Below are 25970 nucleotides of genomic sequence, written 5' to 3' on the forward strand. Positions count from 1 at the left end.
ATTGGACAAATTATTATACCGAACAGGCGAGAACAATAATGCAAACATCAAAACCGGCACTCGAGCTTCTCACCAGCGACGCCATCTATCGCGAAAACCCGACGGCGCTGTTCCACCAGCTGTGCGGCGCGCGTCCGGCAACCCTGCTGCTGGAATCTGCCGATATCGACAGTAAGGATGATTTAAAGAGCCTGCTGCTGGTGGACAGCGCGCTGCGTATCACCGCATTAGGTGACACCGTCACTATTCAGGCACTTTCCAGCAACGGCGCATCGCTGCTGGATTTACTCGACAAGGCTCTGCCCTCCGGCATCGAAAATCTGCGTCAGCCGAACGGCCGGACCTTAACTTTCCCGCCGGTCAGCGCCCTGCTGGATGAAGACGCCCGCCTGTGCTCTTTGTCGGTCTTTGACGCCTTCCGCCTGCTGCAGGAGCTGGTGACCGTTCCGCACGACGAGCGCGAAGCGATGTTCTTCGGCGGCCTGTTTGCCTATGACCTGGTGGCCGGTTTCGAAGATCTGCCGCCTCTGGAAAGCGACACCGCCTGCCCGGACTACTGCTTCTACCTGGCGGAAACGCTTCTGGTTATCGATCACCAGAGCAAAAGCACCCGCATCCAGTCGAGCCTGTTCACGCCGCTGGCGAGCGAAAAGCAACGTCTGACGCAGCGTATCGCCCAGCTTCGCCAGCAGCTCAATGAACCGCCGGCGCCGCTGCCGGTCACCGCGGTAGAACAGATGACCTGCGACTGCGACCAGAGCGACGACGAGTACGGCGCCGTGGTCCGCAAAATGCAGCGAGCAATTCGCGCCGGCGAAATTTTCCAGGTGGTGCCATCGCGCCGCTTCTCTCTGCCCTGCCCGTCGCCGCTGGCGGCCTACGACGTGCTGAAGAAGAGCAACCCGAGCCCGTACATGTTCTTTATGCAGGATAACGACTTCACCCTGTTCGGCGCATCGCCGGAAAGTTCGCTGAAGTACGATGCCGTCAGCCGCCAGATTGAGATCTACCCGATTGCCGGTACCCGCCCGCGCGGTCGTCGCGCCGACGGTTCGCTGGATCGCGATCTCGACAGCCGAATCGAACTCGAAATGCGCACCGACCATAAAGAGCTCTCCGAGCACCTGATGCTGGTGGATCTGGCGCGTAACGACCTCGCCCGCATCTGTACCCCGGGCAGCCGCTACGTCGCCGACCTGACCAAAGTCGACCGCTACTCTTTCGTCATGCACCTGGTCTCCCGGGTGGTCGGCGAGCTGCGCCATGACCTCGACGTTCTGCATGCCTATCGCGCCTGTATGAATATGGGCACCCTGAGCGGAGCGCCGAAGGTGCGCGCGATGCAGCTGATCGCCGCCGCCGAGGGCAAGCGTCGCGGCAGCTACGGCGGCGCCGTCGGCTATTTCACCGCCCACGGCGACCTGGATACCTGCATCGTGATTCGCTCTGCCTACGTGCAGGACGGCGTGGCCACCGTTCAGGCCGGCGCCGGTATTGTCCTCGATTCGGTGCCTCAGTCCGAAGCAGATGAAACCCGAAATAAAGCTCGTGCGGTGCTGCGCGCAATTGCCCAGGCCCACCACGCTAAGGAGACTTTCTAATGGCCGACATTCTGCTGCTCGATAATATCGATTCCTTTACCTATAACCTGGCAGACCAGCTGCGCGCCAATGGCCATAACGTGGTGATTTACCGGAACTCGGTTCCGGCACAGACCTTAATTGAGCGTATCGGCACGATGGACAATCCAGTTCTGATGCTCTCCCCGGGCCCGGGCACGCCGAGCGAAGCCGGCTGCATGCCGGAGCTGCTGACCCGGCTGCGCGGCAAGCTGCCGATCATCGGCATCTGCCTTGGCCATCAGGCGATTGTGGAAGCCTACGGCGGCTACGTGGGCCAGGCGGGCGAAATCCTGCACGGTAAAGCCTCCAGCATCGAGCACGACGGCCAGGCGATGTTTGCCGGCCTGACTAACCCGCTGCCGGTTGCCCGCTACCATTCGCTGGTCGGCAGCAATATTCCGGCCGGGCTGACCATCAACGCCAACTATAACGGGATGGTGATGGCGGTACGTCATGATGCCGATCGCGTTTGCGGCTTCCAGTTCCACCCGGAGTCGATTCTTACCACCCAGGGCGCGCGTCTGCTGGAGCAAACCCTGGCCTGGGCGCTGCAGAAGCTGGAGCAAACCAATACCATCCAGCCGATTCTGGAAAAACTGTATCAGGCGGAAACCCTCAGCCAGCAGGAGAGCCACCAGCTGTTCTCGGCGGTGGTGCGCGGCGAAGTGAAGCCCGAGCAGCTGGCCGCCGCCCTGGTCAGCATGAAGGTGCGCGGCGAGCAGCCGCAGGAGATTGCCGGAGCGGCCACCGCCCTGCTGGAAAACGCCGCGCCGTTCCCGCGTCCTGACTACCTGTTTGCCGATATCGTCGGCACCGGCGGCGACGGCAGCAACAGCATCAATATTTCTACAGCCAGCGCGTTTGTCGCCGCCGCCTGCGGGCTGAAGGTCGCGAAGCACGGCAACCGCAGCGTCTCCAGCAAATCCGGCTCTTCCGACCTGCTGGCCGCATTCTGCATCAACCTCGATATGAACGCCGATAAATCCCGCGCCGCGCTGGATGAGCTGGGCGTCTGCTTCCTGTTTGCGCCGAAATATCACACCGGTTTCCGCCACGCGATGCCGGTCCGTCAGCAGCTGAAAACCCGGACGCTGTTCAACGTGCTGGGGCCGCTGATTAACCCGGCGCATCCGCCGCTGGCGCTGATTGGCGTCTACAGCCCGGAGCTGGTGCTGCCTATCGCGGAAACCCTGCGCGTGTTGGGCTACCAGCGGGCGGCGGTGGTCCACAGCGGCGGCATGGATGAGGTGTCGCTCCACGCGCCGACGGTGGTCGCCGAGCTGAATAACGGCGAGATCAAAAGCTATCAGCTGACCGCGGATGATTTTGGCCTGACGCCTTATCACCAGGAGCAGCTGGCCGGCGGCACGCCGGAAGAAAACCGTGACATTCTGACGCGCTTACTACAAGGTAAAGGTGAAGCCGCCCACGAAGCCGCAGTCGCCGCCAACGTCGCGATGCTGATGCGTTTACACGGGCATGAAGACCTGAAAGCCAACGCCCGGCAGGTGATTGACGTGCTGCGCAGCGGAGCGGCCTATGACAGAGTGACCGCATTAGCGGCAAGAGGGTAAATAATGCAGACCGTTTTAGCAAAAATCGTTGCCGACAAAGCGATTTGGGTAGAAGCCCGCAAGCAGCAGCAGCCGTTAGCCAGTTTTCAAAACGAGGTCGTCCCGACGCAGCGTAACTTTTACGATGCCCTCGCGGGGACGCGCAGCGTGTTTATTCTCGAGTGCAAAAAAGCCTCGCCGTCGAAGGGCCTGATTCGTCAGGATTTTGACCCGGCGGCCATCGCCGGAGTGTATAAAAACTACGCCTCGGCGATCTCGGTGCTGTGCGATGAGAAATATTTCCAGGGCAGCTTTGATTTTCTGCCCATCGTCAGCGCCATCGCGCCGCAGCCGATACTGTGCAAGGATTTCACCATCGATCCTTACCAGATCTATCTGGCGCGCTACTATCAGGCCGACGCCTGCCTGCTGATGCTGTCGGTGCTTAACGACGAACAGTATCGCCAGCTCGCCGCCGTCGCCCACAGCCTGAACATGGGCGTGCTGACCGAAGTCAGTACCGAAGAAGAGCTGGAGCGCGCCATCGCGCTGAAGGCGAAGGTGGTCGGGATCAACAACCGCGATCTGCGCGATATGTCGATTGACCTCAACCGCACCCGCCAGCTGGCGCCGCGTCTGGGCCATGACGTCACCGTGATCTGCGAATCCGGGATTCATACCTACGCCGAAGTTCGCGATCTCAGCCACTTTGCCAACGGCTTCCTGATTGGCTCAGCGCTGATGGAGCACGATGACCTCGACGCGGCCGTTAAGCGCGTGCTGCTCGGTGAAAACAAAGTCTGCGGCCTGACCCGTGCTCAGGACGCGCAGGTGGCCTACGAATCCGGCGCTATCTACGGCGGGCTGATTTTCGTCCCCGGCTCGCCGCGCGTCGTCAACGAGGCGCAGGCGAAAGAGATTATCCAGGCCGCCGGGCTGCGCTACGTCGGGGTGTTCCGCGATGCGCCGCTCCAGGAGGTGGCTGACCGCGCAGAGAGCCTGCGGCTGGCCGCGGTTCAGCTGCACGGCAGCGAAGACCAGGCCTATATCGACGCGCTGCGCGCGCGGCTGCCGGACCAAATTCAGATCTGGAAAGCGCTCAGCGTGGGCGACACGCTGCCGGAACGCAACCTGCAGCAGGTCGATAAATATCTCTTCGATAACGGCCAGGGCGGCAGCGGCCAGCGTTTTGACTGGACGCTTCTGCAAGGCCAGGATCTGCGTAACGTCCTGCTGGCAGGCGGACTCGGCGCCGATAACTGCGTAGAAGCCGCCAAAAGCGGCTGTGCCGGACTCGATTTTAATTCAGGCGTTGAGTCGCAGCCGGGTATTAAAGACGCCAGCAAGCTGGCCTCGGTTTTCCAGACGCTGCGCGCATATTAAGGAGCAATGCAATAATGAGTACTTTACTGAACCCCTATTTTGGCGAATTTGGCGGTATGTACGTCCCGCAGATCCTGATGCCCGCCCTGCGCCAGCTGGAAGAAGCTTTCGTCAGCGCGCAAAAAGATCCCGAGTTCCAGGCTGAATTTAGCGACCTGCTGAAAAACTACGCCGGTCGCCCTACGGCCCTGACCAAATGTCGTAATCTGACCGCAGGCACCCGCACCACGCTGTACCTCAAGCGTGAAGATCTGCTGCACGGCGGCGCGCATAAAACCAACCAGGTGCTGGGCCAGGCGCTGCTGGCGAAGCGCATGGGCAAAACCGAAATCATTGCCGAAACCGGCGCCGGACAGCACGGCGTGGCCTCGGCGCTCGCCAGCGCGCTGCTCGGCCTGAAATGCCGTATCTATATGGGCGCGAAAGACGTTGAGCGCCAGTCGCCAAACGTCTTCCGCATGCGTCTGATGGGCGCGGAAGTGATCCCGGTGCACAGCGGCTCCTCCACGCTAAAAGACGCCTGTAACGAAGCGCTGCGCGACTGGTCCGGCAGCTACGATACCGCGCACTATATGCTCGGCACCGCCGCCGGCCCGCACCCGTTCCCGACCATCGTCCGCGAATTCCAGCGCATGATCGGCGAAGAGACCAAAGCGCAGATCCTTGAGCGCGAAGGCCGTCTGCCGGATGCGGTCATCGCCTGCGTCGGCGGCGGCTCCAACGCAATCGGCATGTTTGCCGACTTTATCGAGGAAACCAACGTCGGCCTGATCGGCGTGGAACCGGCGGGCCACGGCATTGAAACCGGCGAGCACGGCGCGCCGCTGAAGCACGGTCGCGTTGGCATCTACTTCGGCATGAAATCGCCGATGATGCAGACCGCTGACGGCCAGATTGAAGAGTCTTACTCTATCTCCGCCGGGCTGGACTTCCCGTCGGTGGGGCCGCAGCATGCGTTCCTCAACAGCACCGGCCGCGCCGACTACGTGTCGATAACCGACAACGAAGCGCTGGAAGCTTTCAAAGAGCTCTCCCGCCATGAGGGGATTATTCCGGCCCTGGAGTCCTCCCACGCCCTGGCCCATGCGCTGAAAATGATGCGTGAAAACCCGGAAAAAGAGCAGCTGCTGGTGGTTAACCTGTCCGGTCGCGGCGATAAAGACATCTTCACCGTACACGATATTCTGAAAGCGCGAGGGGAAATCTGATGGAACGTTATGAGACGCTGTTTGCACAACTGAAATCCCGCCAGGAAGGCGCGTTTGTTCCCTTCGTGACGCTTGGCGATCCAAATCCGGCGCTGTCGCTGCAAATCATCGACACGCTGATCGAGGCGGGCGCCGACGCCCTCGAGCTGGGTATTCCCTTCTCCGACCCGCTGGCCGATGGCCCGACCATCCAGGGCGCAGCCCTGCGCGCGTTCGCCGCCGGGGTCACGCCGGCGCAGTGCTTCGAGATGCTGGCGGCAATCCGTCACAAGCACCCGACGATCCCCATCGGCCTGCTGATGTACGCTAATCTGGTATTCAGCCCCGGCATTGACGCGTTCTATGCCGAATGCTCGCGGGTCGGCGTGGATTCCGTGCTGGTTGCCGATGTGCCTGTCGAAGAGTCGGCGCCGTTCCGCCAGGCGGCGATGCGGCACAATATTGCGCCCATTTTCATCTGTCCGCCGAATGCCGATGACGATCTGCTGCGCCAGATCGCCTCCTTTGGTCGCGGCTATACCTATCTGCTGTCGCGCGCCGGGGTCACCGGGGCGGAAAACCGCGCCGCCCTGCCGCTGCATCATCTTATTGAGAAGCTGCGCGAGTATAACGCCGCGCCGCCGCTGCAGGGCTTCGGTATTTCCGCCGCCGATCAGGTTACCGCCGCGATTGACGCCGGCGCCGCCGGAGCGATTTCCGGCTCCGCCATCGTCAAAATCATCGAACGTAACCTCAGCGATCCGCAAACGATGCTGGCCGAGCTGAAGGCTTTTGTGCAGAGCCTTAAAGCCGCCACTAAAGCGGCGTAACGCCTCTACCGCCTGGCGGCTCGTCAGGCGGTTGTTTTTTGCTGCAGGCTGTCCGCGTATTTGCGCGTCAGGCGAAACAGCGCCAGCACATCCTCCCGCGTCCAGTCCATCAGCACCTGATTCATCAGCCGCGTTCTGGCTACCGCAATGCGTTCAATCAGCGCCTTACCCTGCTCGCTCAAGGTCACTTCACTAATCCGTCGATCGCTGACGTTAGGCTGCTTCAGCGCCAGGTTCTGCGCCTCCAGCTTTTTCACCTGCCGACTAACGGTGGTGTAATCCCGTCCCAGGCTATCCGCCAGTCCAACCACGCCAACCGGCCCATAGCGCCCTATCGCCACCAGCAGCGGAAAGAGAATCTGATCGAGCTGCACCTCGGCGGCCTGCAGTATCTGCTCATCGCGCACCGGCAGATTCATCACGCGGATGATATCCAGCAGCGCGCCGTGAAAGTCGGTGATGTCGTAATTATTATGTGCATATTGCATATATTATTTAACCCGGTGTATAGTGCCGCCATCTAATATGTGCATTTTACACGTAATTCATCCCGGAGGTAACACCATGAAAGCAGCCGTCGTATTCGAACTCCAGCAGGGCCCGGTGTGGGCGGACTTTGCCGATCCGCAGGCCGATGAACATCACCTCCTGGTTGACGTACGCGCCGCCGCCATCAGCCATGTCGTCAAGGGCCGGGCGAGCGGCAAACACTATAGCTTTGACGGTCGTCTGCCCTTTGTCGTCGGCATCGACGGCGTGGGAACATTGCCGAACGGGCAGCGCGTTTACTTCGCCTTCCCTCGCTCGCCCTGGGGCAGCATGGCGCAACGGGCGCCGGTGGCTGCGGCGAACTGCCTACCGCTGCCGGATGCGCTGGACGATGTTACCGCCGCCGCTATGGCCAACCCCGGGATGTCGGCCTGGGCCGCGCTGGTGCAACGCGCGGGCTTTATCGCCGGCGAGACGGTGCTGATCAACGGCGCCACCGGCAGCGCCGGCCAGCTGGCAATCCAGATCGCCCGCTATCTGGGAGCGAAAAAAGTGATCGCCACCGGGCGCAACGCGCGGACGCTGGCGACGCTCGACGCGGACGTCCGCATCAACCTGACCGCAGACGATCCCACTTTGCGGGCTCAGTTCGCCGAACTTGCCGCGGGGCAGATCGACGTCGTCGTCGACTATTTGTGGGGCCCCAGCGCCGAACTGCTGCTACCGGCGCTGGCAAAAAGCAGTCCCGGCCATGCGCCGGTACGCTACGTCCAGGTCGGCTCTCTCTCCGGGGCAGATATCTCACTCAACGGCGCGGTACTGCGTTCGGCGCCGCTGCAGCTGCTGGGCAGCGGGATCGGCAGCCTGTCGATGCCCCAGCTGCTGGCAGCGACCGGGGAGATGCTGCAGGCCGCCGCGGCCGGCGGGTTTACTATCGCCACCACGCCGCTGCCGCTGCGCGAAGTGGCGGCGGCCTGGCCTCACGACAACAGCCAGAAGCGCAGCGTTTTTGTGATCGAGTAAAAAAAATCGCTTCCGCACAAAAGATGGGGTTGATATCTTAAATGAGAAACATTATCTTTCTCATTACCGAATAGTTGAGCAAAACACTCAGGTATTCGGTACGACATTGCTCACATTGCTTCCAGTATTTTTCGCCCGCATCCGTTGCGGGCTTTTTTTTGCTCTTATGACGCCCGACGACACACGTGAAGCACCTGCTGACGCAACCAGCGGTGGCCCGGCTCCTGCTCCTGTCGGGGATGCCACATCTGCGAAACGGTAATTTCCGGCGTCGGCACCGGAAGCTCAAAAACCGCGACATCGGCCGCAGGGATATCGCCAATGTAGGATGCCGGGACCAGCGCAATCAGCCGTGAACGACGGGCAACCGCCAGCGCGGCGGCGAAGCTGGGCACCACGGCGGCAATCTTACGCTGCAGGCCAAAGCCGGCCAACGCCTCATCAACCGGCCCCCGCACCAGGCCATGCCGGGAGGTAATCACGTGGCCGCAGGAGATATACGCTTCCCGGGTGAGGTTTGCCGATTGCGCCAACGGATGGTCCTTCGCCAGCACGCCGACGAAGCGATCGCGAAACAGCGCCTGCAGGCGGATTTCCGGCCCCATATTCTTGAGCACGCCAATTTCGAGGTCCACGCGCCCCTCGCGTAAAAACTGCGGGTCCTTCTCGGTCTTAGCCACAAATGTCAGCGTCACCCCCGGCGCATCCCGCGCGCAGGCGGCAATCAGCGCCGGAGCAAAGGTTTCGACGAAGCCTTCGTTGGTGCGCAACGTAAAGGTTTGCTCCAGGGTCGGGAGATGGAGCGGCGAAAGCGACGAGTTCAGCACCGAGCGCATCTCGAACAGCACATTTTGGGCGCGCGCTTTGATATTTTGCGCATGCGGGGTTAACACCATTTTCCGTCCCGCCCTGACCAGCAGCGGGTCGCCGGTGGCCTCACGCAGCCGGGTTAGCGTCCGGCTCATTGCCGAGGCGCTGAGCCCCAGCCGTCGCGCCGCCCCAGCCACGCTCTCTTCGGCCAGCAGCGCGTCTAGCGCAACGAGTAGATTAAAATCGGGGTCGGTCATAAGGTATCCTGCCGTAAGATATGGCGCGCGGCGCATGTTAACAGTGCATATGCTGCGCCTTCCGCCTGATATAACCTATGACTATAGTCAGATCCTCACTCTTTGTTGCGGATTTCTCCTATGACCCCTCTTACTCATCACAGCGTTTTAATCGTCGGCGCCTCTCGCGGGCTGGGCCACGCCATGGCCGCCGAATTTTTGCAGCACGGCTGGAACGTGATCGGCACCGTACGCGATATTCAGCGCCCTACGCCGCTTCATCAGCTCGCCCAGGACAACCCCGGTCGGGTGCGTCTCGAGACGCTGGATATCTGCGACGACGACCAGTTGGCCGCGCTGGATCACAGGCTCTCGGGAAGCCGCCTGCAGATGCTCTTTGTCAATGCCGGAACCACCAACCGCGATCCTTCGCAGACCATCGGCGAAGTCTCCACAGAGGAGTTTATGCAGGTGATGCACACCAATGCCCTGGCGCCAATGCGGGTCATAGAGCGCCTGCAGCGGCACGTTACCCCGTCGGGATTGCTCGGCGTGATGTCTTCCGGACAGGGGAGCCTCGGCAATAACCTTAGCGGACAGCGCGAACTGTACAGAGGTAGCAAAGCCGCGCTGAATATGTTTATGCGCAGTTTTGCCGCCCGGGCGGCTTCGGCGACGCATCCGATGGTAGCGATGGCGCCGGGTTGGATCCGCACCGCGCTGGGCGGCGACGCCGCGCCGCTGACCATCGAGGAGACCATCCCCAGCCTGGTCAAAGTGCTGCTGGAAAAACGCCAGCGGCCGGGGCTGGAGTATCTGGATTATCAAGGACGTACTGTCCCGTGGTGATTGGCACATGACGATCTCCAACCAGATACTCTATAGAACCCTTACCCGTGGAGAATACAAGCATTCACGTGTGAAGGGCTTTAGTTCATTCTGTAGGCTATGGCTTGGTGTTCAGCATCATTTAAATAAAAAATTCACAGAACAGAAAACGGTACAGCACTCGAGGGTGCGCTATCTCTGCTGGCCGAAAAAGACAGTACGCGCTATCAATAACAACCTGATTTAATTAATAAATCAGGTTCTTTTTAATGCAATGCGATTTTTGAATAAATCAGCCGTCATCACGGCTACTCGTAGGAAACTGTAATTACATCTGAAGGCATATCCATTATATTTTATTCTGAGAAAATCATACGCCTCCATATAACCGTCAAAAAATAATCTCACTTTGTTAGCCCTCTCACACAAAAAATTCAAAAACGGCATATGTTTATACAAACACAAAACGTGCTTCATCCCTAACACAGTCTGGGTTTCAGAGGTGATGACTTAAATGTTAAAAGGAGATAATGAAAAAATCGCATACCGTCTGAAAGAAGCTCGAGAGATGAGAGGCATTTCGCAAAAAACACTTGCGGAGATGTGTGGCTGGACTCAATCCCGCATTGGAAATTATGAGTCAGGGATAAGAAGCATAGGTGCAAAAGACGCAATAACTTTATCAGAGCATTTAGGACTGCCGCCAGCTGAACTAATTTTCGGAAAAGACGAAAATACAACAAACGTATTAGCTGACAATGAAAAAGAGCTTCTTTGGCTATTCAGGCAACTGCCAATAGCAGAGCAAAAAAAGATTCTAAAAGACTGTAACCTAAGATTGAAAGAACTTGATAAATATGTCGAAAAGTATCTTCAGGGCCGCCATAAACGGCACTCGCCCTCTTAAATGACACACACACAAAGGTAATTTAACGTAATGGAAAACTTCAAATTAAGGCTTAAAAATCATATTGAGCATGTCAAAAATGTAGGAATCCATTGCACGACAGAAGAGACGACTAAGCAAGCGCTAGTTCTACCTTTTTTGGATATGCTTGGTTTCAACTCATATGACCCGCAGAAAGTAAAAGCTGAGTATGGCGCTGATTTTCCAGGCGCGAAAATTGGCGAACGAGTTGATTACGCGTTGTTTTGCCAGGGCGTCCCGGTCATGTTTATCGAAGCAAAGTGTTTTAAAGAAAAGATTGATAATCATTGCCCACAGCTTTCAAGGTACTTCAACTGTACCCCTGAGGTAACAATTTCAGCTATAACAAATGGTCAGGAGTGGCGTTTTTTCACCGATCTTCAGGAAAAAAACATCATGGATCCGACGCCATTTTTAAGAATTCAAATGGATAGCATTACTGATGCCGACGCTGAACAGCTATTCAGATTCAGGCATGATAAATTTAAACCAGAAGCGCTTAGGACGCTTGCTGAAGAGAGTGTATACATATCAGCATTCTCCAAAGTAATAAGTTCCAGCCTTAAAGATATTGATTCTGAATTTGTCAGATATGTTGCATCTCGGGCAAATATTGGACGTCAATTAAATCAACGATTCATTGATTCAATCACTCCCTTAGTCAGAGAGGCTGTACAACGGTCGGTTAGTGCTATGGTGGTTTCCGGACTTTCAGCCAATCCTCAGATAATTGATGAAGCTGCTCTACCTGAAATTAGTGATACGGTAACGATCAGTGCAACTGCAGACCAGATCGACCCTGACAATCCTAATATTGTGACAACCCACAATGAACGTTCACTTTTTGATAAGGTAGTTTCAATTATTGGCACAGATAAAGATATACAGGCTAAAGATACAGAATCTTACTTTGGTGTTCTTTATCAAGGAAAAACAAATAGATGGATCGTTCGATACTATGATAAAAAAAACCGGTCGTCTATACAACTACCTGTAGAGCTGACACCTATAGCCGTTAATGAAATATCAAGGGCAAGGCTCGAACATGATGGCTCAAGGATCTATCTTGAAAAGCCAGAGGATATATTAAGGATATCGGGATTAATACTGGACTCCTTCCAATACGTAACCAACGACGAAAACTTTAAAAAGAAAAGAAGTGACACCATATAACTTTTTACAGCACTCTTTACAATCTCTTGTTTTCTACGCCGATAAAGTAAAATGCTGGCCAGACACTGGCCAGCATTATGTTGAATCAGAACCGGTATCCCGCAGAGAACATAAACACCCACGGGTCGATGCGGGTACTGACCTTCTGGTCCACGCCGCCAGCTTTGAATTTCACGTCGGTGTCGATATCCATGTACCAGACCGACATATTGAGCAGCCAGTCGCGGTTAATCAGATAATCCAGCCCTACCTGCCCGGCGGCGCCCCACGAATCCTTGAGGCTCAGATCGGAGAGCCCGGCGTCTTTGCCGGTGTCGTTAAAGTCTTCGTTAAAGAAGGTGGTGTAGTTAATACCGGCGCCGATATAGGGACGCACTTTGCTCTGCGCATCGCCAAAATACCACTGCGCCATCAGGGTTGGCGGCAGCTGGTGTACCGTGGCGATGGTGCCCGTCGGGCCGGTGCCGACCTTATGGCGAAACGGCGTGGCCGCCAGCAGCTCGACGCCGATATTATCCGTGGCCATATAGGTAAAGGTTAACCCCAGACTGCGTGTTGTTGCTGACGTTAAAGCTGCCCAGGCTATTTAACACGTTATCAGAACCTTCCGTTGGACGAACAGTGGCCGAACCTGCGCGAATGAAAAACTCTCCGGCTTCGTGCGCCCAGACGCTCCCGGAAAGCGTACTCAAAATTAATCCTACCGCTGCTAACTTCTTCATACCCACTTCCTCATTATGGTTATTAAGCGCGAAGAATATACCCATAATGAGTTATGTTTGATCCAACCTGGATCACACAAAATCATTAGTTTTAACATTTGTTGATCCAGATTAATTTTTGCAGCTTAATGCAATAAGCAAATGATTAAGCAGATCAATTTTTAGCATTTCCTGGCCCAGGCGAACCATCGCCCCGCTTTTACGGCGACAGCGCCTGCGTCAAAAGCCATACTCGACGGGATACGGCGCTCACTCCTCTTTACAAAGATATACTTAGCCTGGCACGAGCAGAGGCTGCTACGCTGAAGCAATTTGCGGTACAATCGCCGGCTAGCTAACACCTGCAATACTCAAGGAGAGTGCATGTCTATCACGGCGAAGTCCGTCTACCGTGACACGGGAAATTTTTTTCGTAATCAGTTCATTACCATTTTGCTGGTTGCGCTGTTGTGCGCGCTAATAACGGTAGTCCTTGGCCACGCGTTTTCACCCAGCGAAGAGCAGCTCTCGATTCTGAGTGAAGGCGATAATCTGGCGGGTAGCGCAGGCCTGTTCGATCTGGTACAGAACATGACGCCGGAGCAACAGCAGGTTCTGCTGCGCGCCTCCGCGGCCTCAACCTTCTCCGGTCTGGTGGGCAACGCCATCCTTGCCGGCGGAGTGCTGCTGATGATTCAGCTGGTCTCCGCCGGGCAGCGCGTCAGCGCTCTGCGCGCGATTGGCGCCTCGGCGCCGGTTCTGCCAAAGCTGCTGCTGCTGATCCTGCTCACTACCTTCGTAGTACAGATTGGGATGATGCTGGTGCTGGTGCCGGGCGTGCTGTTGGCCATCGTGCTGGCCTTTGCCCCGATTATGCTGGTGCAGGATAAACTGGGAGTTTTCAGCGCATTGCGCGGCAGCATCCGCCTGGCGTGGGCGAATATGCGGCTGGTCGCGCCGGCGGTTCTCGGCTGGCTACTGGCCAAAACCGCCCTGCTGCTGCTGGCTTCCAGCTTTGCGGTGCTGACGCCAAACGTCGGCGCGGTGGTGATTAATACCATCAGCAACCTGATTTCCGCGCTGTTGCTGATCTATTTATTCCGCCTGTATATGCTTATTCGCAACTAAATTTAACCCGGGTCGGGAAACCTCCCGCCCCGCTCTGAACTACGGAACCTATGCATGAAGCAGTTTCTGGATTTTTTACCGCTGGTCGTCTTCTTCGCATTCTATAAGCTCTACGATATCTACGCCGCCACCACGGCGCTGATTATCGCCACCGCGATCGTGCTGATCTACACCTGGGTGCGCTATCGCAAAATTGAAAAAATGGCGCTGATCACCTTTGTGCTGGTCGCCGTTTTTGGCGGCCTGACGATTTTCTTCCATAACGACGAGTTTATTAAATGGAAGGTGACCGTCATCTATGTGCTGTTCGCCGGCGCCCTGCTGTTCAGCCAGTGGGTCATGAAAAAGCCGCTGATTCAGCGCATGCTCGGCAAAGAACTGACGCTGCCGCAGCACGTGTGGTCACGTTTGAACCTGGCCTGGGCGGTGTTTTTCATCCTCTGCGGGCTGGCGAACATCTACATTGCGTTCTGGCTGCCGCAGAACATTTGGGTCAACTTCAAGGTCTTTGGTCTGACCGCGCTGACCCTGGTTTTCACCCTGCTGAGCGGCGTCTATATCTATCGCCATATGCCGCAGGATGATAAGTAATATATAAGGGTTGAAAACTAAAGGGCACGCTTGCGGATTATAATAACGCGCAGCGTGCTTTTTTTATCTCTGGGGTTTGTGTCGATTGAGGGCGGCAAACCAATCATACTTCCCTCGCGTGCCGATCTCTTTTTCTCCCTCATCTAATTTGATGAGAAATCTGCGCTTATTGATGTCATCCAGGTTAAAGAAGTAAGACGCCAGGCGCTGCGCTAAGGCCTCGTACATCGCCTGCGCGATCCCTTCCCCGGCCTCTCCCTCGTGCTTCCCGAACTCATCTTTTATCGCCTGGAAATCGTCGTTCATGCCCGCTACCTCAGCCTATACGCAAAGAGTGAGTATGATTTAGCCGTCATACATTTTCCATATCCCTTAATTCTTAGCCGGCCCGCCGCCGCTGGGGCGCCGGCTATTCTCACGCGGCGATTTTCATAGTAGCATCGCGCCAGATCTTCATTGACCATACAGAGTACAGAATGACAACAACAGACCTCGCCCCGAAGGGCGAAATGGTTTTACGCACCCTGGCGATGCCGGCAGATACCAACGCGAATGGCGATATTTTTGGCGGCTGGCTGATGTCGCAGATGGATATCGGCGGCGCGATTATGGCCAAAGAGATTGCCCACGGCCGCGTCGTCACCGTACGCGTGGACGGCATGACCTTTCTGCGCCCGGTCGCCGTCGGCGACGTGGTGTGCTGCTACGCCCGCTGCGTAAAACGCGGCAATACCTCTATCACCATTAATATTGAAGTGTGGGTGAAAAAGGTCTCATCGGAACCCATCGGCCAGCGCTACAAGGCAACGGAAGCGCTGTTTATTTACGTGGCGGTGGATAGTCAGGGCAAGCCGCGCGCCATCCCCGGCGAGTGAAACATTGCCCGGCAGGCCGGGCAATTTCTCTCTCTCTCTTTACAGTAAGCCGAGCAGCGAAAAGAAGACGTAGCCGAGAATAATAATGACGACCGGCAGAACGTACAGCGGGAAATACTGCACGAGGATGGTGTGGCGCGGCACCACGATACGTTCGGCGATTTGCGCGCGCGTTAGCCCTTCCGCGCCTTTGGCCTGCTCCAGAATCAGCTGATCCTCAATCCCTTCGCGGATAAACTTCGCCTGGCGGCTCATGCGCGCGCCGGACGCCTGCAGCGCCATCCCGACAAAGACCAGAATATAGATGATCCAGAAGCCAATATTGAGGCCGTGCTTAAAGTCCGGCAGCGGCGAGTTGTACCAGAAAAAGTTAAGAAACGGCGTATTGAAACGCATCATTTCAATCATGACGTGCGCAAAATCCATCATCACCGCATCAATACCCGGCTTCTTCTCGCTGTGCTCATACATAAACTTCAGCACGGAAATCAGCGTCGATACGATCGCCGGAATAAAGATGACCCACCCCAAAATACGTTTAAGTACTGCAATGCGTCCAGCTTGTTGATACGTCATGGGTTCCCCTTATTTAAGACGCCTTCACTGCCAAGAACCAACCGGTCAGGTTCTAAGTCTACCTGCATCGGCGAATTTCGCCCAATAAAGCGCGGTATGATATACCATGAACGCAAATTGGTTATCGACTTACGCTACAGGAGAGGGACATATGTCAGCCAGGCGCCAAATTCATGCCGCAATCTTCGATATGGATGGATTACTGATTGATTCTGAGCCGCTATGGGATCGAGCGGAGCTGGAGGTGATAGCAAGCCTCGGCGTGGATATCAGCCGTCGCGACGAACTGCCCGATATTCTCGGGTTACGCATCGATTTAGTGGTAGACCTGTGGTTTGCGCAGCAGCCGTGGACGGGGGTGGATCGCGCCGACGTCACGGCACGGATCATCAGCCGGGCCATTGAGCTGGTGGAAGCCTCGCGGCCGCTGCTGCCCGGCGTGCGCGAAGCCGTTGCGCTGTGCAAGGCGCAGGGGCTGAAGATCGGCCTCGCCTCCGCCTCGCCGCTGCGGATGCTGGAAAAAGTGCTCACCATGTTTGAACTGCGCGACCAGTTCGACGCCCTCGCTTCCGCCGAACTGCTGGCCTACAGCAAACCGCATCCGCAGGTCTACCTCGACTGCGCGGCAAAGCTCGGCGTTGACCCGATGAGCCTGCGTGGCGCTGGAGGACTCGGTTAACGGCATGATCGCCAGCAAGGCAGCGCGCATGCGCTCAATCGTGATCCCCGCCGAAGAGCATAGTCACGACCGCCGGTTTGCGCTCGCCGACGTTAAGCTGTCAACGCTGGCGACGCTTAGCGTCAGCGACCTGCGCGGCTAAGTGGTCGGCGTGATGGGGCCGCAGCCGCTGCCTCATCACAAAATAAAAATAAAACATCGTTTCATTTTTATTTGTCTTTTCCCGCAGCTCCCTCTATGCTGGGCTATAGCGGCGTGTATTCACGCATACATCAGCATACGGAGGGAGATATGGTACTTAACGCCTTCGATGCTTACGGGTAAGGTCGCAATCGTGACGGGATGCGACACGGGTCTGGGTCAGGGAATGGCCGTGGGGCTCGCCGAGGCCGGGTGCGATATCGTCAGCGTCAACCGTAAGATCCCGCACGAAACCGCAGAAAAAGTCCGGGCGCTGGGCCGCCGCTTCAGCGCCGTTCAGGCGGATCTCAGCCGCCAGGACCAGATAAGCCAAATCGTGGCGACGGCCGTTGCCGATATGGGTCGGGTAGATATTCTGGTCAATAACGCCGGGACGATTCGTCGCGCCGATGCGCTCGATTTTAGCGAGCGCGACTGGGACGACGTCATGAACCTTAACCTGAAGTCGGTGTTCTTTTTATCGCAGGCGGTCGCCAGGCAGTTTATTCGGCAGGGCGGCGGCGGCAAGATCGTTAATATCGCCTCGATGCTCTCCTTCCAGGGCGGGATCCGCGTCCCGTCCTACACCGCCTCCAAGAGCGGCGTCCTCGGCTTAACCCGCCTGCTGGCCAACGAATGGGCGGCACACAATATTAACGTTAACGCCATCGCGCCTGGGTATATGGCGACTAATAATACCCAACAGCTGCGCGACGATAGCGAGCGTAGCAAAGAGATCCTCGACCGCATCCCCGCCGGGCGCTGGGGGCTGCCGGACGATTTGCAGGGGCCGGTGGTGTTCCTCGCCTCGTCCGCGGCGGATTACGTGAACGGCTACACCCTGGCGGTGGACGGCGGGTGGCTGGCGCGCTGATAATTTTGTGACAAAGAGTTACACCGTCACCTCTTCCGCACACTGTATAAAAACCCTATACTGTATGAATCGACAGTTTAGGGCTTTTATCATGACGGCGGAAGGCCATCTCCTCTTTTCTATCGCCTGTGCGGTATTTGCGAAAAATGCGGAACTCACGCCGGTGCTGGCCCAGGGCGACTGGTGGCATATCGTCCCCTCCGCGGTGCTGACCTGCCTGCTGCCCGATATCGATCATCCTAAATCCTTCCTGGGCCAGCGGCTGAGCTGGATCTCCAGACCGGTAGCGCGCGCATTTGGCCATCGGGGATTCACCCACAGCCTGCTGGCAGTATTCGCGGCGATCACCCTTTTCTATCTGAAAGTCCCGGAGAGCTGGTTTGTCCCCGCCGACGCGCTGCAGGGGCTGGTGCTCGGCTATCTCAGCCATATTCTGGCCGATATGCTGACCCCCGCCGGCGTGCCGCTGCTGTGGCCCTGCCGCTGGCGTTTTCGCCTGCCCATCCTCGCGCCGCGCAAGGGCAACCAGCTCGAGCGCGCGCTGTGCATGGCGCTATTTGTCTACGCGGTATGGATGCCGCAGACTTTTGCCGATAATAGCGCCGTGCGCTGGTCGTCGGGCATGATTAATACGCTGCAGACCACCTTTAATCGCTTTATTAGTCAGCAGAGCGGACGATAAATAAACGAAATATCAAATAAGTTATAATCAATTCCATTTGAATATAAGTAATGAATCCCTCTTCTGCTAACCTTGCGCCACAAGAGCTGGTAAACAGGCCAGCCCGGGTAATAAAAGATATCAGGAGAATGGGAATGAACTTTCCACTTATAGCGAACGTTATCGTGTTCGCGCTTTTGCTGTTTGCGCTGGGCCAAACCCGCAACAAACAGTGGAGCCTCGCCAAAAAAGTGCTGGTCGGTCTGGTCATTGGCGTGGTGTTCGGTCTTGCGCTGCAGCTTATTTACGGTTCCGACAGCCAGATACTGAAAGATTCCATTCAATGGTTCAATATCGTCGGCAACGGCTACGTACAGTCTGCTGCAGATGATCGTCATGCCGCTGGTGTTCGCGTCTATTCTGAGCGCCGTCGCGCGCCTGCACAACGCTTCCCAGGCTGGGTAAAATCAGCTTCCTGAGCATTGGCACCCTGCTGTTCACCACCCTTATCGCTGCCCTGGTTGGCGTACTGGTGACCAACCTGTTCGGCCTGACCGCCGAAGGGCTGGTGCAGGGAAGCGCGGAGACCGCGCGCCTGAATGCCATTCAGAGCAACTACGTCGGTAAAGTCGCGGACCTCAGCGTTCCGCAGCTGATCCTCTCCTTTGTGCCGAAGAATCCGTTTGCTGACCTGACCGGCGCTAACCCGACCGCTATCATCAGCATCGTTATCTTCGCCGCCTTCCTCGGCGTCGCTTCCCTGAAGCTGCTGAAAGACGACGTCGCCAAAGGCCAGCGCGTGCTGACCGCCATCGATACCCTGCAGGCCTGGGTGATGAAGCTGGTACGCCTGGTGATGCAGCTGACGCCGTACGGCGTGCTGGCGCTGATGACTAAAGTCGTAGCGGGCTCCAACCTGCAGGACATCATCAAGCTCGGTAGTTTCGTCGTCGCCTCCTACCTCGGCCTCGGCATCATGTTCGTGGTCCACGGGCTGCTGCTGGCGGTTAACGGCGTGAGCCCGCTGAAATACTTCCGCAAGGTGTGGCCGGTGCTGACCTTTGCCTTCACCAGCCGCTCCAGCGCCGCGTCCATTCCGCTGAACGTAGAAGCGCAAACCCGTCGTCTGGGCGTGCCTGAATCGATCGCCAGCTTCTCCGCCTCCTTTGGCGCCACGATTGGCCAAAACGGCTGCGCCGGCCTCTATCCGGCCATGCTGGCGGTGATGGTTGCTCCTACCGTCGGTATCAACCCGCTCGATCCGCTGTGGATTGCCACTCTGGTCGGCATTGTGACCGTGAGCTCCGCCGGGGTTGCCGGCGTGGGCGGCGGCGCCACCTTCGCCGCGCTGATCGTCCTGCCGGCGATGGGCCTGCCAGTGACGCTGGTCGCGCTGTTAATCTCCGTTGAGCCGCTGATCGATATGGGCCGCACCGCGTTGAACGTCAACGGTTCGATGACCGCCGGGACCCTGACCAGCCAGTGGCTGCGCCAGACCGATAAAACCATTCTTGAGAGCGAAGACGACGCCGAACTGGCGCATCGCTAGCCTCAGGCCGGGATAAAAAAAACCGTAGATAGCGCGCTATCTGCGGTTTTTTTATTGCTCAATTCTGCATTCAGGGCGCCAGACTCGTTTTCCTGACGGGTTTGCGTCGCCCAGCGCTGCGCCGCTTCCGGCACGCTAAACGCAGGAGAGCGACGAAAGCGTTCCCCGAGCAAAATAAAGGCCACGTACTTACCCCGCAGCAGCCACACGTCGCGAAAACCGTCCATTTTGACGGCGTGTTCCGGCGGCGCAGGTTCCGCTCGAGGCACGTAGCTAATGACAGGGCGATTTTGTTGGCGAAGCGTTTTCATGGCTAATGGATTCACTAAACAAAGCGGGAACAGAACCGTCATCATAGCTGAAAATCCCCCTTTGCGTCGCCCCCTGCTTGCCGCTCGTTTTATCCGCCGAGGCGCGACAGCCGTAACGTTCCATCTTCATAGGGGTTTCGACCGTTTGCCGTAATGGCGCGACGGCTAATATGCGAGCCCTGATGGCGGCGCTCCCGGCATAGCAAAAGGCCCGGCAGCGTCCCCCTGCCGGGCCTTTATCGCGGGCCAACCGGCGCCTTAAACGTCGCGGTAGGTCCCGAGACGATAGCCGCGTTCGGCAACCGCATATTTCAGCGCCTCGGAGGTCAGTACCTCCAGCTCCGCCAGCCGCGGGTGGCAATAGGCGCTGCTCATAATGGCGTGGTCAATAAACGCCGGGTGGCACATCACCTCCAGCGACGCCTCCTGCCGCTGGATTGAATCATCCAGGATCTGCAGGAACAGCGCGGCAGAAATCGCCTCACCGTAGAACTCGCTGGCAAAGCCATCGCTGCTGCGCGCCGCATCCTGCGCCAGGCCGTCGCGCTGCGCCTGCTGACGGTCAATACGCAGCGCCACGCCCTTCTCGCGGGCAAAGGCCGCCACGATGGGATAGATCGGCGCGATCATATGCACATGGTGGTGGCTGTCGATATGCGTCGGTTCATAGCCAAACAGCTCGATAAACCGCTGATACTGACACTCCAGCTCGTGCGCGATCTCATCCAGCGGCAGGCTGCCCTCTTCAGCCATCTGCCAGATCCACTTGCCCAGGCGCCCTTCGCGGGTGAGGCCCGGCATCGCGGAGAGCGGCTCGCCCAGCGTCAGGACAAAATGCATTCCGACGCCCAGCTCCGGCACGCAGCGGCTGAGCTGGGCCGCGTGGCCGATCGCCGCGCCGTTAACCAGCGCGGTAGTGGAAGTCACCAGCCCGTTTTTGCAAGCTTCAATAATGCCGTAGTTCTGCCCTTTGCTGAGACCAAAGTCGTCGGCATTCACGATTAACACGCGTTCCATCAGCCGCTCCCGTTACTGTTTCAGTTTCGCAATCGTTGCCGCAAAGTTAGGCAGCCATTTTTCGTGGGCGAGGATCATTTCACGCGCCAGCGTTTCGGCATCGCGGTCGGAGTGAATCAGCGGGCTCAGATTGAGCGCCAGCAGGACATCGTCCAGCTCACCGCTTATCGCCGCCTGGCTCGCCGCCACTTCAAAGCCCTTGATGGTGTAAATCAGTCCCTGGACTTTTTCATCGAAATGGGTGATGCGCGGCGTCGGCTTCGCCCCGTCGCGGCCGAGCGTACAGGTCATTTCCACCGCCCAGTCGGCCGGGATATTATCAACGTGGCCAGAGTGCGGGATATTGACGTAGTGCTCGGCCTGCTTATCGTTATAGATGGCGTTGATCACTTCGCAGGCGGCGTCGGAGTAATAGGCCCCGCCGCGCAACTCCAGCTCCTTCGGCTTAACGTTAAGATCCGGATTTTTATATAGCTCGAACAGCTGTTTTTCCACCTTCTGCACCACCTGAGCGCGGGCGCCGCCCTTATAGTACTCGCCCATTTCAATCGCCAGCATCTCTTTCGGCTTGAAGTAGTACAGCAGATAGGAGCACGGAATAAGGCGCAGGGAGCGAATCAGCCCTTCGCTGAACGGTAGATCGAAGATGTTTTTCACCGAGTTGGCGCTCAGGCTGCCGGAGGCGACGCCCTCCAGCAGCTCGTCGAAGCGCGATACGCCGTTCACCAGTACGTCGCGAACAAACACGAGGTGGTTGAGGCCAAACAGGTCGATATTCAGCTCATCGCTCGGGCTCAGCTGCAGCACGTCGGTAATAAACATTTTCATGCCGATCGGAATATTGCAAACGCCGATAAAACGTCTGAAGCTCGTGTGGCGATATACGGCCTCGGTCACCATTCCCGCCGGGTTGGTAAAGTTAATTACCCATGCGTCCGGGCAGATCTCCTGCACGTCTTTGACGATATCAAAAATCACCGGAATGGTGCGCAGGCCTTTGAACAGGCCGCCGGCGCCGTTAGTTTCCTGGCCGAGATAGCCGTGGCTCAGCGGGATGCGCTCGTCTTTCTCACGCGCCTTAAGCTGGCCGACGCGCAGGCTGGGTGGTGACGAAGTCCGCGCCTTCCAGCGCCGCGCGGCGATCCAGCGTTTTATAGACCTTCAGCGGGACGCCGGCTTTTTCCACCATCCGCTCGCAGAGGGCGTGGATAATATCGAGCTTATCCTGCCCTTCCGCCACGTCCACCAGCCACAGCTCGGTAACCGGCAGTTCGTGATAACGCTTGAGGAATCCTTCAAGGAGTTCAGGGGTATAGCTGCTGCCGCCGCCGATAGTAACGATCTTTAATTTCTGGCTCATTATGTTCTCCCTTGTGGCGCCACGAACTGCGCGTAGCCCACTCTCCGTATCAATACGGACAGTTAACTTGAATATTTTCCAGCGCGGAAGGTTCCGCTCCGGTTAGTAAGTATCCTCCGGCAGAGCCGGAGGCTTTAGGGTGAGCGCCTCAAAGGCGCCGACAAACCATGAGCCGCCCAGGGCGGCTGCTATACGTTCAGTTTCATTTGATCGTATCGTTCGTCTTCTCTCTCCTGGTTGCGTATGTACGCCCTGACCGTGGCTTCATCCAAACCAACGGTTGAAACGAAATAACCTCGAGCCCAGAAAACTTCACCGGTGAAGTTTTTACCTCTGCCGAAGTGTCGTGCTATCGCTATCGCACTTTTTCCCTTCAGATAGCCGACTACTGTCGATACCGAGTACTTTGGCGGTATGCTGATGCACATGTGGACATGATCGCGCATCAGATGCCCCTCCAGAATCTGACAGCCCTTCTGGCTCGCAAGCTCGTGGAATATTTTTCCCAACTCATGCCGCAGCGCACCATATAACCGCTGCTTCCGGCGTTTAGGGATATAAACCACGTGATATTTACAGTCCCATTTCGTATGGCTTAAGCTCTGATAGTCTCTCATCACGAATCCTCATCTCTTGGCGGAGATTTCAGATTCGCGCGACTGACTTAAAGGTCAAACCTTTCGGAGTCCCCCGGCAAAGCCGGGGGTTTACCGGATTTAATTAAGGATGGTAAGCTTCTTACGATAATTGCTTGGCGTAAATGAGGTCAGCTTTTTGAATGTCTTAATAAACAAACTGGGGCTGCTGTATCCTGATTCGTAGGCAATATCGGTTACCGAGTAGTTGGTTATTTCCAGCTGTTTCTTGGCGAAGTTGATGCGAATATCATTAATAATCTGCATCGGCGTTTTACCATAATAGCGCTGGGCCGCCCGGGTTAAATATTCCTGCGTTTTCCCGGAGAGCTCGACCATCTGCTCAAGCGCCCCTTCGCCAAATTTATGTTTATCGTGCATCTCCTCGACGGTATTTTTTAGCCACTGCGGAATGACATCCTGCACCGGCTCCTCGCGGTAGTGCCGTAAACGATTAATGGTGTAAAACGAGACCAGCTCAATAAATTCGTCAAATTCAGTTTCGCGAAAATTCAGCGAGGCAATCACCGATTCGATGTAGCTGAGAAAGGTGCTTTTGACCGCGTAGACCTGAGAAGCGACCAGACCAAACGGCAGCAGCGGCAGATAGTGTTTCTCAAAGAAACTGCGGCTGATGCCGACGTTAAGAATACGCGTCGCGCCAAACTCGTAAAAGCTTTGGTGGTGCGACCCCATTGGGATGAAGACAAAATCCCCGCGCTCCAGCAGCACCCGCTTGCCGTTAATTTCCTGATAATAGCGGCCGGTTAAAACGATGGTGTATTCGTAATAATCATGCTGGTGAAGCCCGCTCACGCTCTCGGTCTTGTTGTAGATGACCACATGAAAGTTTTTCCCGTTGAAAAGCTGCTGTTCGCGGGCGGTGCTAATTTCTGTGGTCATCATCTTTGGCTGCCTCATCGTGTCGATGGCCTATTGTACCTTCTCATGTAGCTCAATCAATTCGGCGACCAGCTCGCGGGCCAGCATCGAGGTCATCAGATGATCCTGCGCGTGAACCAGCACCAGGCTGACCTTCATTTTCCCTTCGCCTTCATCGCTTTCAATCAGCTGAGTCTGCACGCGGTGGGCTTCGCTCAGCGCCGCCCGCGACTGCTCCATCATCGCCTTAGCGGCGGCGAAGTCGCCCTGTTTCGCCTGCTTCAGCGCGGCATAGGCCAGGCTGCGGGCCTGTCCGGAGTTGATAATCAGCCCCATCACCACCTCTTCGAGGTCATTCTCAGGCATCTCTGTGGCGTCAATATGGTCCAGATCAAACATAGTATTCCCTCATTTCTCAGGCGGTACGGGAAGCCTCCCGTACCGCTCGACATCAGAATTTCAGTGCGTTAGCGATATCTTCTTCACTCTCTTCCTGCTCGATGGTGCTTTGCGCTTTATTGGAAATCGCGACAAACGGCAGGTAGACCAGGGTCGAGACGCCAAGGTTGAACAGCGCCACCAGCAGAGCGGCTACGCTGCCGTTACTGTTGAAGAAGGCGCCGAGGCCGGTCGGCATGGTCCACGGAGCCAGGTTGGTCACCGGTGGAATAATCCCCATGCTGTAGGCGGCCAGAGTGATGGCTGCCAGAATCGGCTGCACCAGCACGAACGGGATAAACATCACCGGGTTCATGATAATCGGCAGGCCGAACAGAATCGGTTCGTTAATCTGGAAGATGCCTGAAGGCAGCGCCAGCTTAGCAACCTGGCGATGGTCAGCGCGGCGTGAGCCGATAAAGATGGCGATAATCAGGCCCAGAGTCGCGCCGGAGCCGCCCAGCAGGATGTAGGAGTCGAGCATCGGCTTGGCCCAGAAGTGGAACTGTTTGCCCGCTTCGATGGCCGCTTCAACGGAGCCATACTGGTTATACAGCGCAATGTTTTCCAACGCCCACGGGGTCATGATGCCGTTATCCAGCGCGGTCAGCGCCAGCGAACCGTGTACGCCAAAGAACCACAGCAGGGAGTTGAAAATGACGTACGCCCAGCCGACAACGCTGCCCATCGCCGCCAGCGGCGTAGAGATGGAGTCCATAATGATCTGGTGGAAGTTGCTGCCGTAGGAGGCCAGCAGCCAGGAGATGATGCCGAAGATAGACAGAATCAGGAAGCCCGGGATCAGCGCCGAGAACGAACGCGATACCGATGACGGCACGCTGTCCGGCAGGGTAATGACCCAGTTGCGGCGAATAACGAAGGTGAACAGCTCCGCCACCACCAGACCAATGATCATCCCCGAAATAATGTTTTGTCCGCCCAGCCAGTTGGCGCCAACGGCGTAGGCATCGCCGACGCTATAGGGCGTGACGGTCATAAATGCCGCAACGGCTAACAGCCCGGCGGCCATCGGGTCGACCTTGCGCTCTTCGGCCAGCGCCGCGCCGATAAAGAACGGCGCCATCAGCGACATAATGCCGAGCGTACCGTTATAAACGTTACCGCCGATGGCTTTAAAGCTATTTAAGGTTTCAATGGTTGAGGCATCCAGGCGGATCCCCATGGAATAGAAGAAAGAGCCTTCACCAAAGCTAAGAAATACGTTGTTAATTAATACGAACATGGCCCCGGCAAGGGTCAACGGCATTAATTTAATAAAGCCGTTTTTAATCGCATTAATATGCGGTTGCTTTCCTATTTTAACAGCAAAAGGAAGGAGTACCTTTTCAAGCGAGTCAATCACTTTACTCATAGTCAATACCCTTTAAAAGCCGTAATAGTACAATTACGGCATAATGATGAAATTACTCTTTGACGGGAAAATAAACTCT

General features: G+C 56.8%; 22 protein-coding genes, 6 pseudogenes and 1 other annotated feature (1 of these 29 cut by a window edge). Of the genes and pseudogenes, 16 read left to right on the forward strand and 12 right to left on the reverse strand.

The window, feature by feature from the left end; all coding sequences use genetic code 11:
* Nucleotides 1-3: a sequence feature (Trp leader region), on the forward strand (it extends 93 nt beyond the left edge of the window).
* A gap of 35 nt (nt 4-38) precedes the next feature.
* From ABOC21_RS13855 to trpA, 5 genes are read left to right on the forward strand one after another with little or no spacing between them, the layout of a single operon-like run.
* Nucleotides 39-1601 carry an anthranilate synthase component 1 gene (locus ABOC21_RS13855; RefSeq protein WP_426814966.1) on the forward strand — a complete coding sequence of 521 codons (1563 nt, stop codon included), beginning with the start codon at nt 39-41 and terminating at the stop codon, nt 1599-1601.
* Nucleotides 1601-3196 carry a bifunctional anthranilate synthase glutamate amidotransferase component TrpG/anthranilate phosphoribosyltransferase TrpD gene (gene trpD, locus ABOC21_RS13860; protein ID WP_426814967.1) on the forward strand — a complete coding sequence of 532 codons (1596 nt, stop codon included), beginning with the start codon at nt 1601-1603 and terminating at the stop codon, nt 3194-3196. The genes ABOC21_RS13855 and trpD overlap by 1 nt, the downstream gene beginning before the upstream one ends.
* Nucleotides 3197-3199: 3 nt before the next feature.
* The gene (gene trpCF, locus ABOC21_RS13865; RefSeq protein ID WP_426814968.1) at nt 3200-4558 is read left to right on the forward strand and encodes a bifunctional indole-3-glycerol-phosphate synthase TrpC/phosphoribosylanthranilate isomerase TrpF; all 1359 of its coding nucleotides are present in this window, start codon (nt 3200-3202) and stop codon (nt 4556-4558) included.
* A 14-nt stretch (nt 4559-4572) separates the two neighbouring features.
* On the forward strand, nt 4573-5766 hold the full coding sequence (gene trpB, locus ABOC21_RS13870) for a tryptophan synthase subunit beta (RefSeq protein WP_426814969.1): 1194 nt from the start codon (nt 4573-4575) through the stop codon (nt 5764-5766).
* A complete protein-coding gene (gene trpA, locus ABOC21_RS13875; RefSeq protein ID WP_426814970.1) occupies nt 5766-6575 on the forward strand; it encodes a tryptophan synthase subunit alpha in 810 nt (269 codons plus the stop codon). Before trpB ends, trpA begins: the two co-directional genes overlap by 1 nt.
* A gap of 23 nt (nt 6576-6598) precedes the next feature.
* On the opposite strand, the gene ABOC21_RS13880 is transcribed toward trpA, so the two are convergent.
* Nucleotides 6599-7063 carry a MarR family winged helix-turn-helix transcriptional regulator gene (locus ABOC21_RS13880; protein WP_426814971.1) on the reverse strand — a complete coding sequence of 155 codons (465 nt, stop codon included), beginning with the start codon at nt 7061-7063 and terminating at the stop codon, nt 6599-6601.
* A 76-nt stretch (nt 7064-7139) separates the two neighbouring features.
* On the opposite strand from ABOC21_RS13880, the gene ABOC21_RS13885 reads away from it, so the two are divergent.
* Complete coding sequence (locus ABOC21_RS13885; RefSeq protein ID WP_426814972.1) at nt 7140-8087, forward strand: quinone oxidoreductase family protein; 948 nt, start codon at nt 7140-7142, stop codon at nt 8085-8087.
* A gap of 164 nt (nt 8088-8251) precedes the next feature.
* Here ABOC21_RS13885 and ABOC21_RS13890 read toward each other — a convergent pair whose 3' ends face one another.
* Entirely contained in the window at nt 8252-9154 is a 903-nt protein-coding gene (locus ABOC21_RS13890) for a LysR family transcriptional regulator (RefSeq protein ID WP_426814973.1), read from the reverse strand.
* Nucleotides 9155-9274: 120 nt separating this feature from the next.
* Between ABOC21_RS13890 and ABOC21_RS13895 the strand changes: the two genes are divergently transcribed.
* The 3 genes from ABOC21_RS13895 (at nt 9275) to ABOC21_RS13905 (ending at nt 12062) form a co-directional block, all read left to right on the forward strand.
* Nucleotides 9275-9982, forward strand: a complete 708-nt coding sequence (locus tag ABOC21_RS13895; RefSeq protein WP_426814974.1) for an SDR family NAD(P)-dependent oxidoreductase — start codon at nt 9275-9277, stop codon at nt 9980-9982.
* A gap of 493 nt (nt 9983-10475) precedes the next feature.
* Entirely contained in the window at nt 10476-10868 is a 393-nt protein-coding gene (locus ABOC21_RS13900) for a helix-turn-helix domain-containing protein (protein WP_426814975.1), read from the forward strand.
* A 30-nt stretch (nt 10869-10898) separates the two neighbouring features.
* Nucleotides 10899-12062, forward strand: coding sequence for a type I restriction endonuclease (locus ABOC21_RS13905; protein WP_426814976.1), 1164 nt, complete (start codon nt 10899-10901; stop codon nt 12060-12062).
* Between the two features lie 85 nt (nt 12063-12147).
* Here ABOC21_RS13905 and ompW read toward each other — a convergent pair.
* A pseudogene (gene ompW / locus ABOC21_RS13910) lies at nt 12148-12784 on the reverse strand (outer membrane protein OmpW).
* Between the two features lie 363 nt (nt 12785-13147).
* Between ompW and ABOC21_RS13915 the strand changes: the two are divergent.
* Together ABOC21_RS13915 and ABOC21_RS13920 are read left to right on the forward strand one after the other, a co-directional pair.
* Nucleotides 13148-13891, forward strand: a complete 744-nt coding sequence (locus ABOC21_RS13915; protein WP_426814977.1) for a YciC family protein — start codon at nt 13148-13150, stop codon at nt 13889-13891.
* 54 nt (nt 13892-13945) lie between these two features.
* Nucleotides 13946-14482 (forward strand): septation protein A, encoded by a 537-nt coding sequence (locus ABOC21_RS13920; RefSeq protein WP_426814978.1) that lies wholly within the window; start codon nt 13946-13948, stop codon nt 14480-14482.
* A gap of 63 nt (nt 14483-14545) precedes the next feature.
* Here ABOC21_RS13920 and ABOC21_RS13925 read toward each other — a convergent pair whose 3' ends face one another.
* Nucleotides 14546-14788: a hypothetical protein gene (locus ABOC21_RS13925; RefSeq protein WP_426814979.1), complete on the reverse strand. Its 243-nt coding sequence runs from the start codon at nt 14786-14788 to the stop codon at nt 14546-14548.
* Nucleotides 14789-14958: 170 nt separating this feature from the next.
* Here ABOC21_RS13925 and yciA point away from each other — a divergent pair, with 170 nt between their 5' ends.
* Complete coding sequence (yciA, locus tag ABOC21_RS13930; RefSeq protein ID WP_045855038.1) at nt 14959-15357, forward strand: acyl-CoA thioester hydrolase YciA; 399 nt, start codon at nt 14959-14961, stop codon at nt 15355-15357.
* Nucleotides 15358-15396: 39 nt separating this feature from the next.
* On the opposite strand, the gene ABOC21_RS13935 is transcribed toward yciA, so the two are convergent.
* Entirely contained in the window at nt 15397-15933 is a 537-nt protein-coding gene (locus ABOC21_RS13935; protein ID WP_426814980.1) for a YniB family protein, read from the reverse strand.
* A 151-nt stretch (nt 15934-16084) separates the two neighbouring features.
* Between ABOC21_RS13935 and hxpB the strand changes: the two are divergent.
* The 4 genes and pseudogenes from hxpB (at nt 16085) to ABOC21_RS13955 (ending at nt 19876) form a co-directional block, all read left to right on the forward strand.
* Nucleotides 16085-16754, forward strand: a pseudogene (gene hxpB / locus ABOC21_RS13940) (hexitol phosphatase HxpB).
* A 149-nt stretch (nt 16755-16903) separates the two neighbouring features.
* A pseudogene (gene kduD / locus ABOC21_RS13945) lies at nt 16904-17666 on the forward strand (2-dehydro-3-deoxy-D-gluconate 5-dehydrogenase KduD).
* A gap of 91 nt (nt 17667-17757) precedes the next feature.
* Complete coding sequence (locus tag ABOC21_RS13950) at nt 17758-18348, forward strand: metal-dependent hydrolase (RefSeq protein WP_426814981.1); 591 nt, start codon at nt 17758-17760, stop codon at nt 18346-18348.
* A 134-nt stretch (nt 18349-18482) separates the two neighbouring features.
* A pseudogene (locus ABOC21_RS13955) lies at nt 18483-19876 on the forward strand (L-cystine transporter).
* Between the two features lie 83 nt (nt 19877-19959).
* On the opposite strand, the pseudogene cedA reads toward ABOC21_RS13955, so the two are convergent.
* The 7 genes and pseudogenes from cedA to chbC all read right to left on the reverse strand — a co-directional run.
* Nucleotides 19960-20187: pseudogene (gene cedA, locus ABOC21_RS13960) on the reverse strand (cell division activator CedA); the annotation flags it as partial.
* Nucleotides 20188-20445: 258 nt separating this feature from the next.
* On the reverse strand, nt 20446-21204 hold the full coding sequence (chbG, locus tag ABOC21_RS13965) for a chitin disaccharide deacetylase (RefSeq protein ID WP_426814982.1): 759 nt from the start codon (nt 21202-21204) through the stop codon (nt 20446-20448).
* 12 nt (nt 21205-21216) lie between these two features.
* Nucleotides 21217-22564 (reverse strand): annotated as a pseudogene (locus ABOC21_RS13970) (6-phospho-beta-glucosidase).
* 188 nt (nt 22565-22752) lie between these two features.
* Nucleotides 22753-23181, reverse strand: coding sequence for an IS200/IS605 family transposase (gene tnpA / locus ABOC21_RS13975; RefSeq protein ID WP_426812394.1), 429 nt, complete (start codon nt 23179-23181; stop codon nt 22753-22755).
* A gap of 99 nt (nt 23182-23280) precedes the next feature.
* Entirely contained in the window at nt 23281-24105 is an 825-nt protein-coding gene (gene chbR / locus ABOC21_RS13980) for a transcriptional regulator ChbR (RefSeq protein ID WP_426814983.1), read from the reverse strand.
* A 27-nt stretch (nt 24106-24132) separates the two neighbouring features.
* The gene (gene chbA / locus ABOC21_RS13985; RefSeq protein ID WP_426814984.1) at nt 24133-24480 is read right to left on the reverse strand and encodes a PTS N,N'-diacetylchitobiose transporter subunit IIA; all 348 of its coding nucleotides are present in this window, start codon (nt 24478-24480) and stop codon (nt 24133-24135) included.
* Nucleotides 24481-24532: 52 nt separating this feature from the next.
* On the reverse strand, nt 24533-25891 hold the full coding sequence (gene chbC, locus ABOC21_RS13990; protein ID WP_426814985.1) for a PTS N,N'-diacetylchitobiose transporter subunit IIC: 1359 nt from the start codon (nt 25889-25891) through the stop codon (nt 24533-24535).
* Nucleotides 25892-25970: the final 79 nt, after the last annotated feature.

It is taken from the genome of Klebsiella sp. WOUb02 (assembly GCF_050058015.1).
In the GTDB taxonomy this organism is placed as follows: domain Bacteria; phylum Pseudomonadota; class Gammaproteobacteria; order Enterobacterales; family Enterobacteriaceae; genus Klebsiella.

Coding starts and splice junctions, on each gene's coding strand:
- ABOC21_RS13885 (WP_426814972.1), top strand. CDS start 7,140: ATGAAAGCAGCCGTCGTATTCGAACTCCAGCAGGGCCCGGTGTGGGCG.
- chbA (WP_426814984.1), bottom strand. CDS start 24,480: ATGTTTGATCTGGACCATATTGACGCCACAGAGATGCCTGAGAATGAC.
- ABOC21_RS13920 (WP_426814978.1), top strand. CDS start 13,946: ATGAAGCAGTTTCTGGATTTTTTACCGCTGGTCGTCTTCTTCGCATTC.
- trpA (WP_426814970.1), top strand. CDS start 5,766: ATGGAACGTTATGAGACGCTGTTTGCACAACTGAAATCCCGCCAGGAA.
- ABOC21_RS13915 (WP_426814977.1), top strand. CDS start 13,148: ATGTCTATCACGGCGAAGTCCGTCTACCGTGACACGGGAAATTTTTTT.
- ABOC21_RS13855 (WP_426814966.1), top strand. CDS start 39: ATGCAAACATCAAAACCGGCACTCGAGCTTCTCACCAGCGACGCCATC.
- ABOC21_RS13895 (WP_426814974.1), top strand. CDS start 9,275: ATGACCCCTCTTACTCATCACAGCGTTTTAATCGTCGGCGCCTCTCGC.
- trpD (WP_426814967.1), top strand. CDS start 1,601: ATGGCCGACATTCTGCTGCTCGATAATATCGATTCCTTTACCTATAAC.
- ABOC21_RS13935 (WP_426814980.1), bottom strand. CDS start 15,933: ATGACGTATCAACAAGCTGGACGCATTGCAGTACTTAAACGTATTTTG.
- ABOC21_RS13900 (WP_426814975.1), top strand. CDS start 10,476: ATGTTAAAAGGAGATAATGAAAAAATCGCATACCGTCTGAAAGAAGCT.
- yciA (WP_045855038.1), top strand. CDS start 14,959: ATGACAACAACAGACCTCGCCCCGAAGGGCGAAATGGTTTTACGCACC.
- chbR (WP_426814983.1), bottom strand. CDS start 24,105: ATGATGACCACAGAAATTAGCACCGCCCGCGAACAGCAGCTTTTCAAC.
- ABOC21_RS13880 (WP_426814971.1), bottom strand. CDS start 7,063: ATGCAATATGCACATAATAATTACGACATCACCGACTTTCACGGCGCG.
- trpCF (WP_426814968.1), top strand. CDS start 3,200: ATGCAGACCGTTTTAGCAAAAATCGTTGCCGACAAAGCGATTTGGGTA.
- chbG (WP_426814982.1), bottom strand. CDS start 21,204: ATGGAACGCGTGTTAATCGTGAATGCCGACGACTTTGGTCTCAGCAAA.
- ABOC21_RS13905 (WP_426814976.1), top strand. CDS start 10,899: ATGGAAAACTTCAAATTAAGGCTTAAAAATCATATTGAGCATGTCAAA.
- trpB (WP_426814969.1), top strand. CDS start 4,573: ATGAGTACTTTACTGAACCCCTATTTTGGCGAATTTGGCGGTATGTAC.
- tnpA (WP_426812394.1), bottom strand. CDS start 23,181: ATGAGAGACTATCAGAGCTTAAGCCATACGAAATGGGACTGTAAATAT.
- ABOC21_RS13950 (WP_426814981.1), top strand. CDS start 17,758: ATGACGGCGGAAGGCCATCTCCTCTTTTCTATCGCCTGTGCGGTATTT.
- ABOC21_RS13890 (WP_426814973.1), bottom strand. CDS start 9,154: ATGACCGACCCCGATTTTAATCTACTCGTTGCGCTAGACGCGCTGCTG.
- chbC (WP_426814985.1), bottom strand. CDS start 25,891: ATGAGTAAAGTGATTGACTCGCTTGAAAAGGTACTCCTTCCTTTTGCT.
- ABOC21_RS13925 (WP_426814979.1), bottom strand. CDS start 14,788: ATGAACGACGATTTCCAGGCGATAAAAGATGAGTTCGGGAAGCACGAG.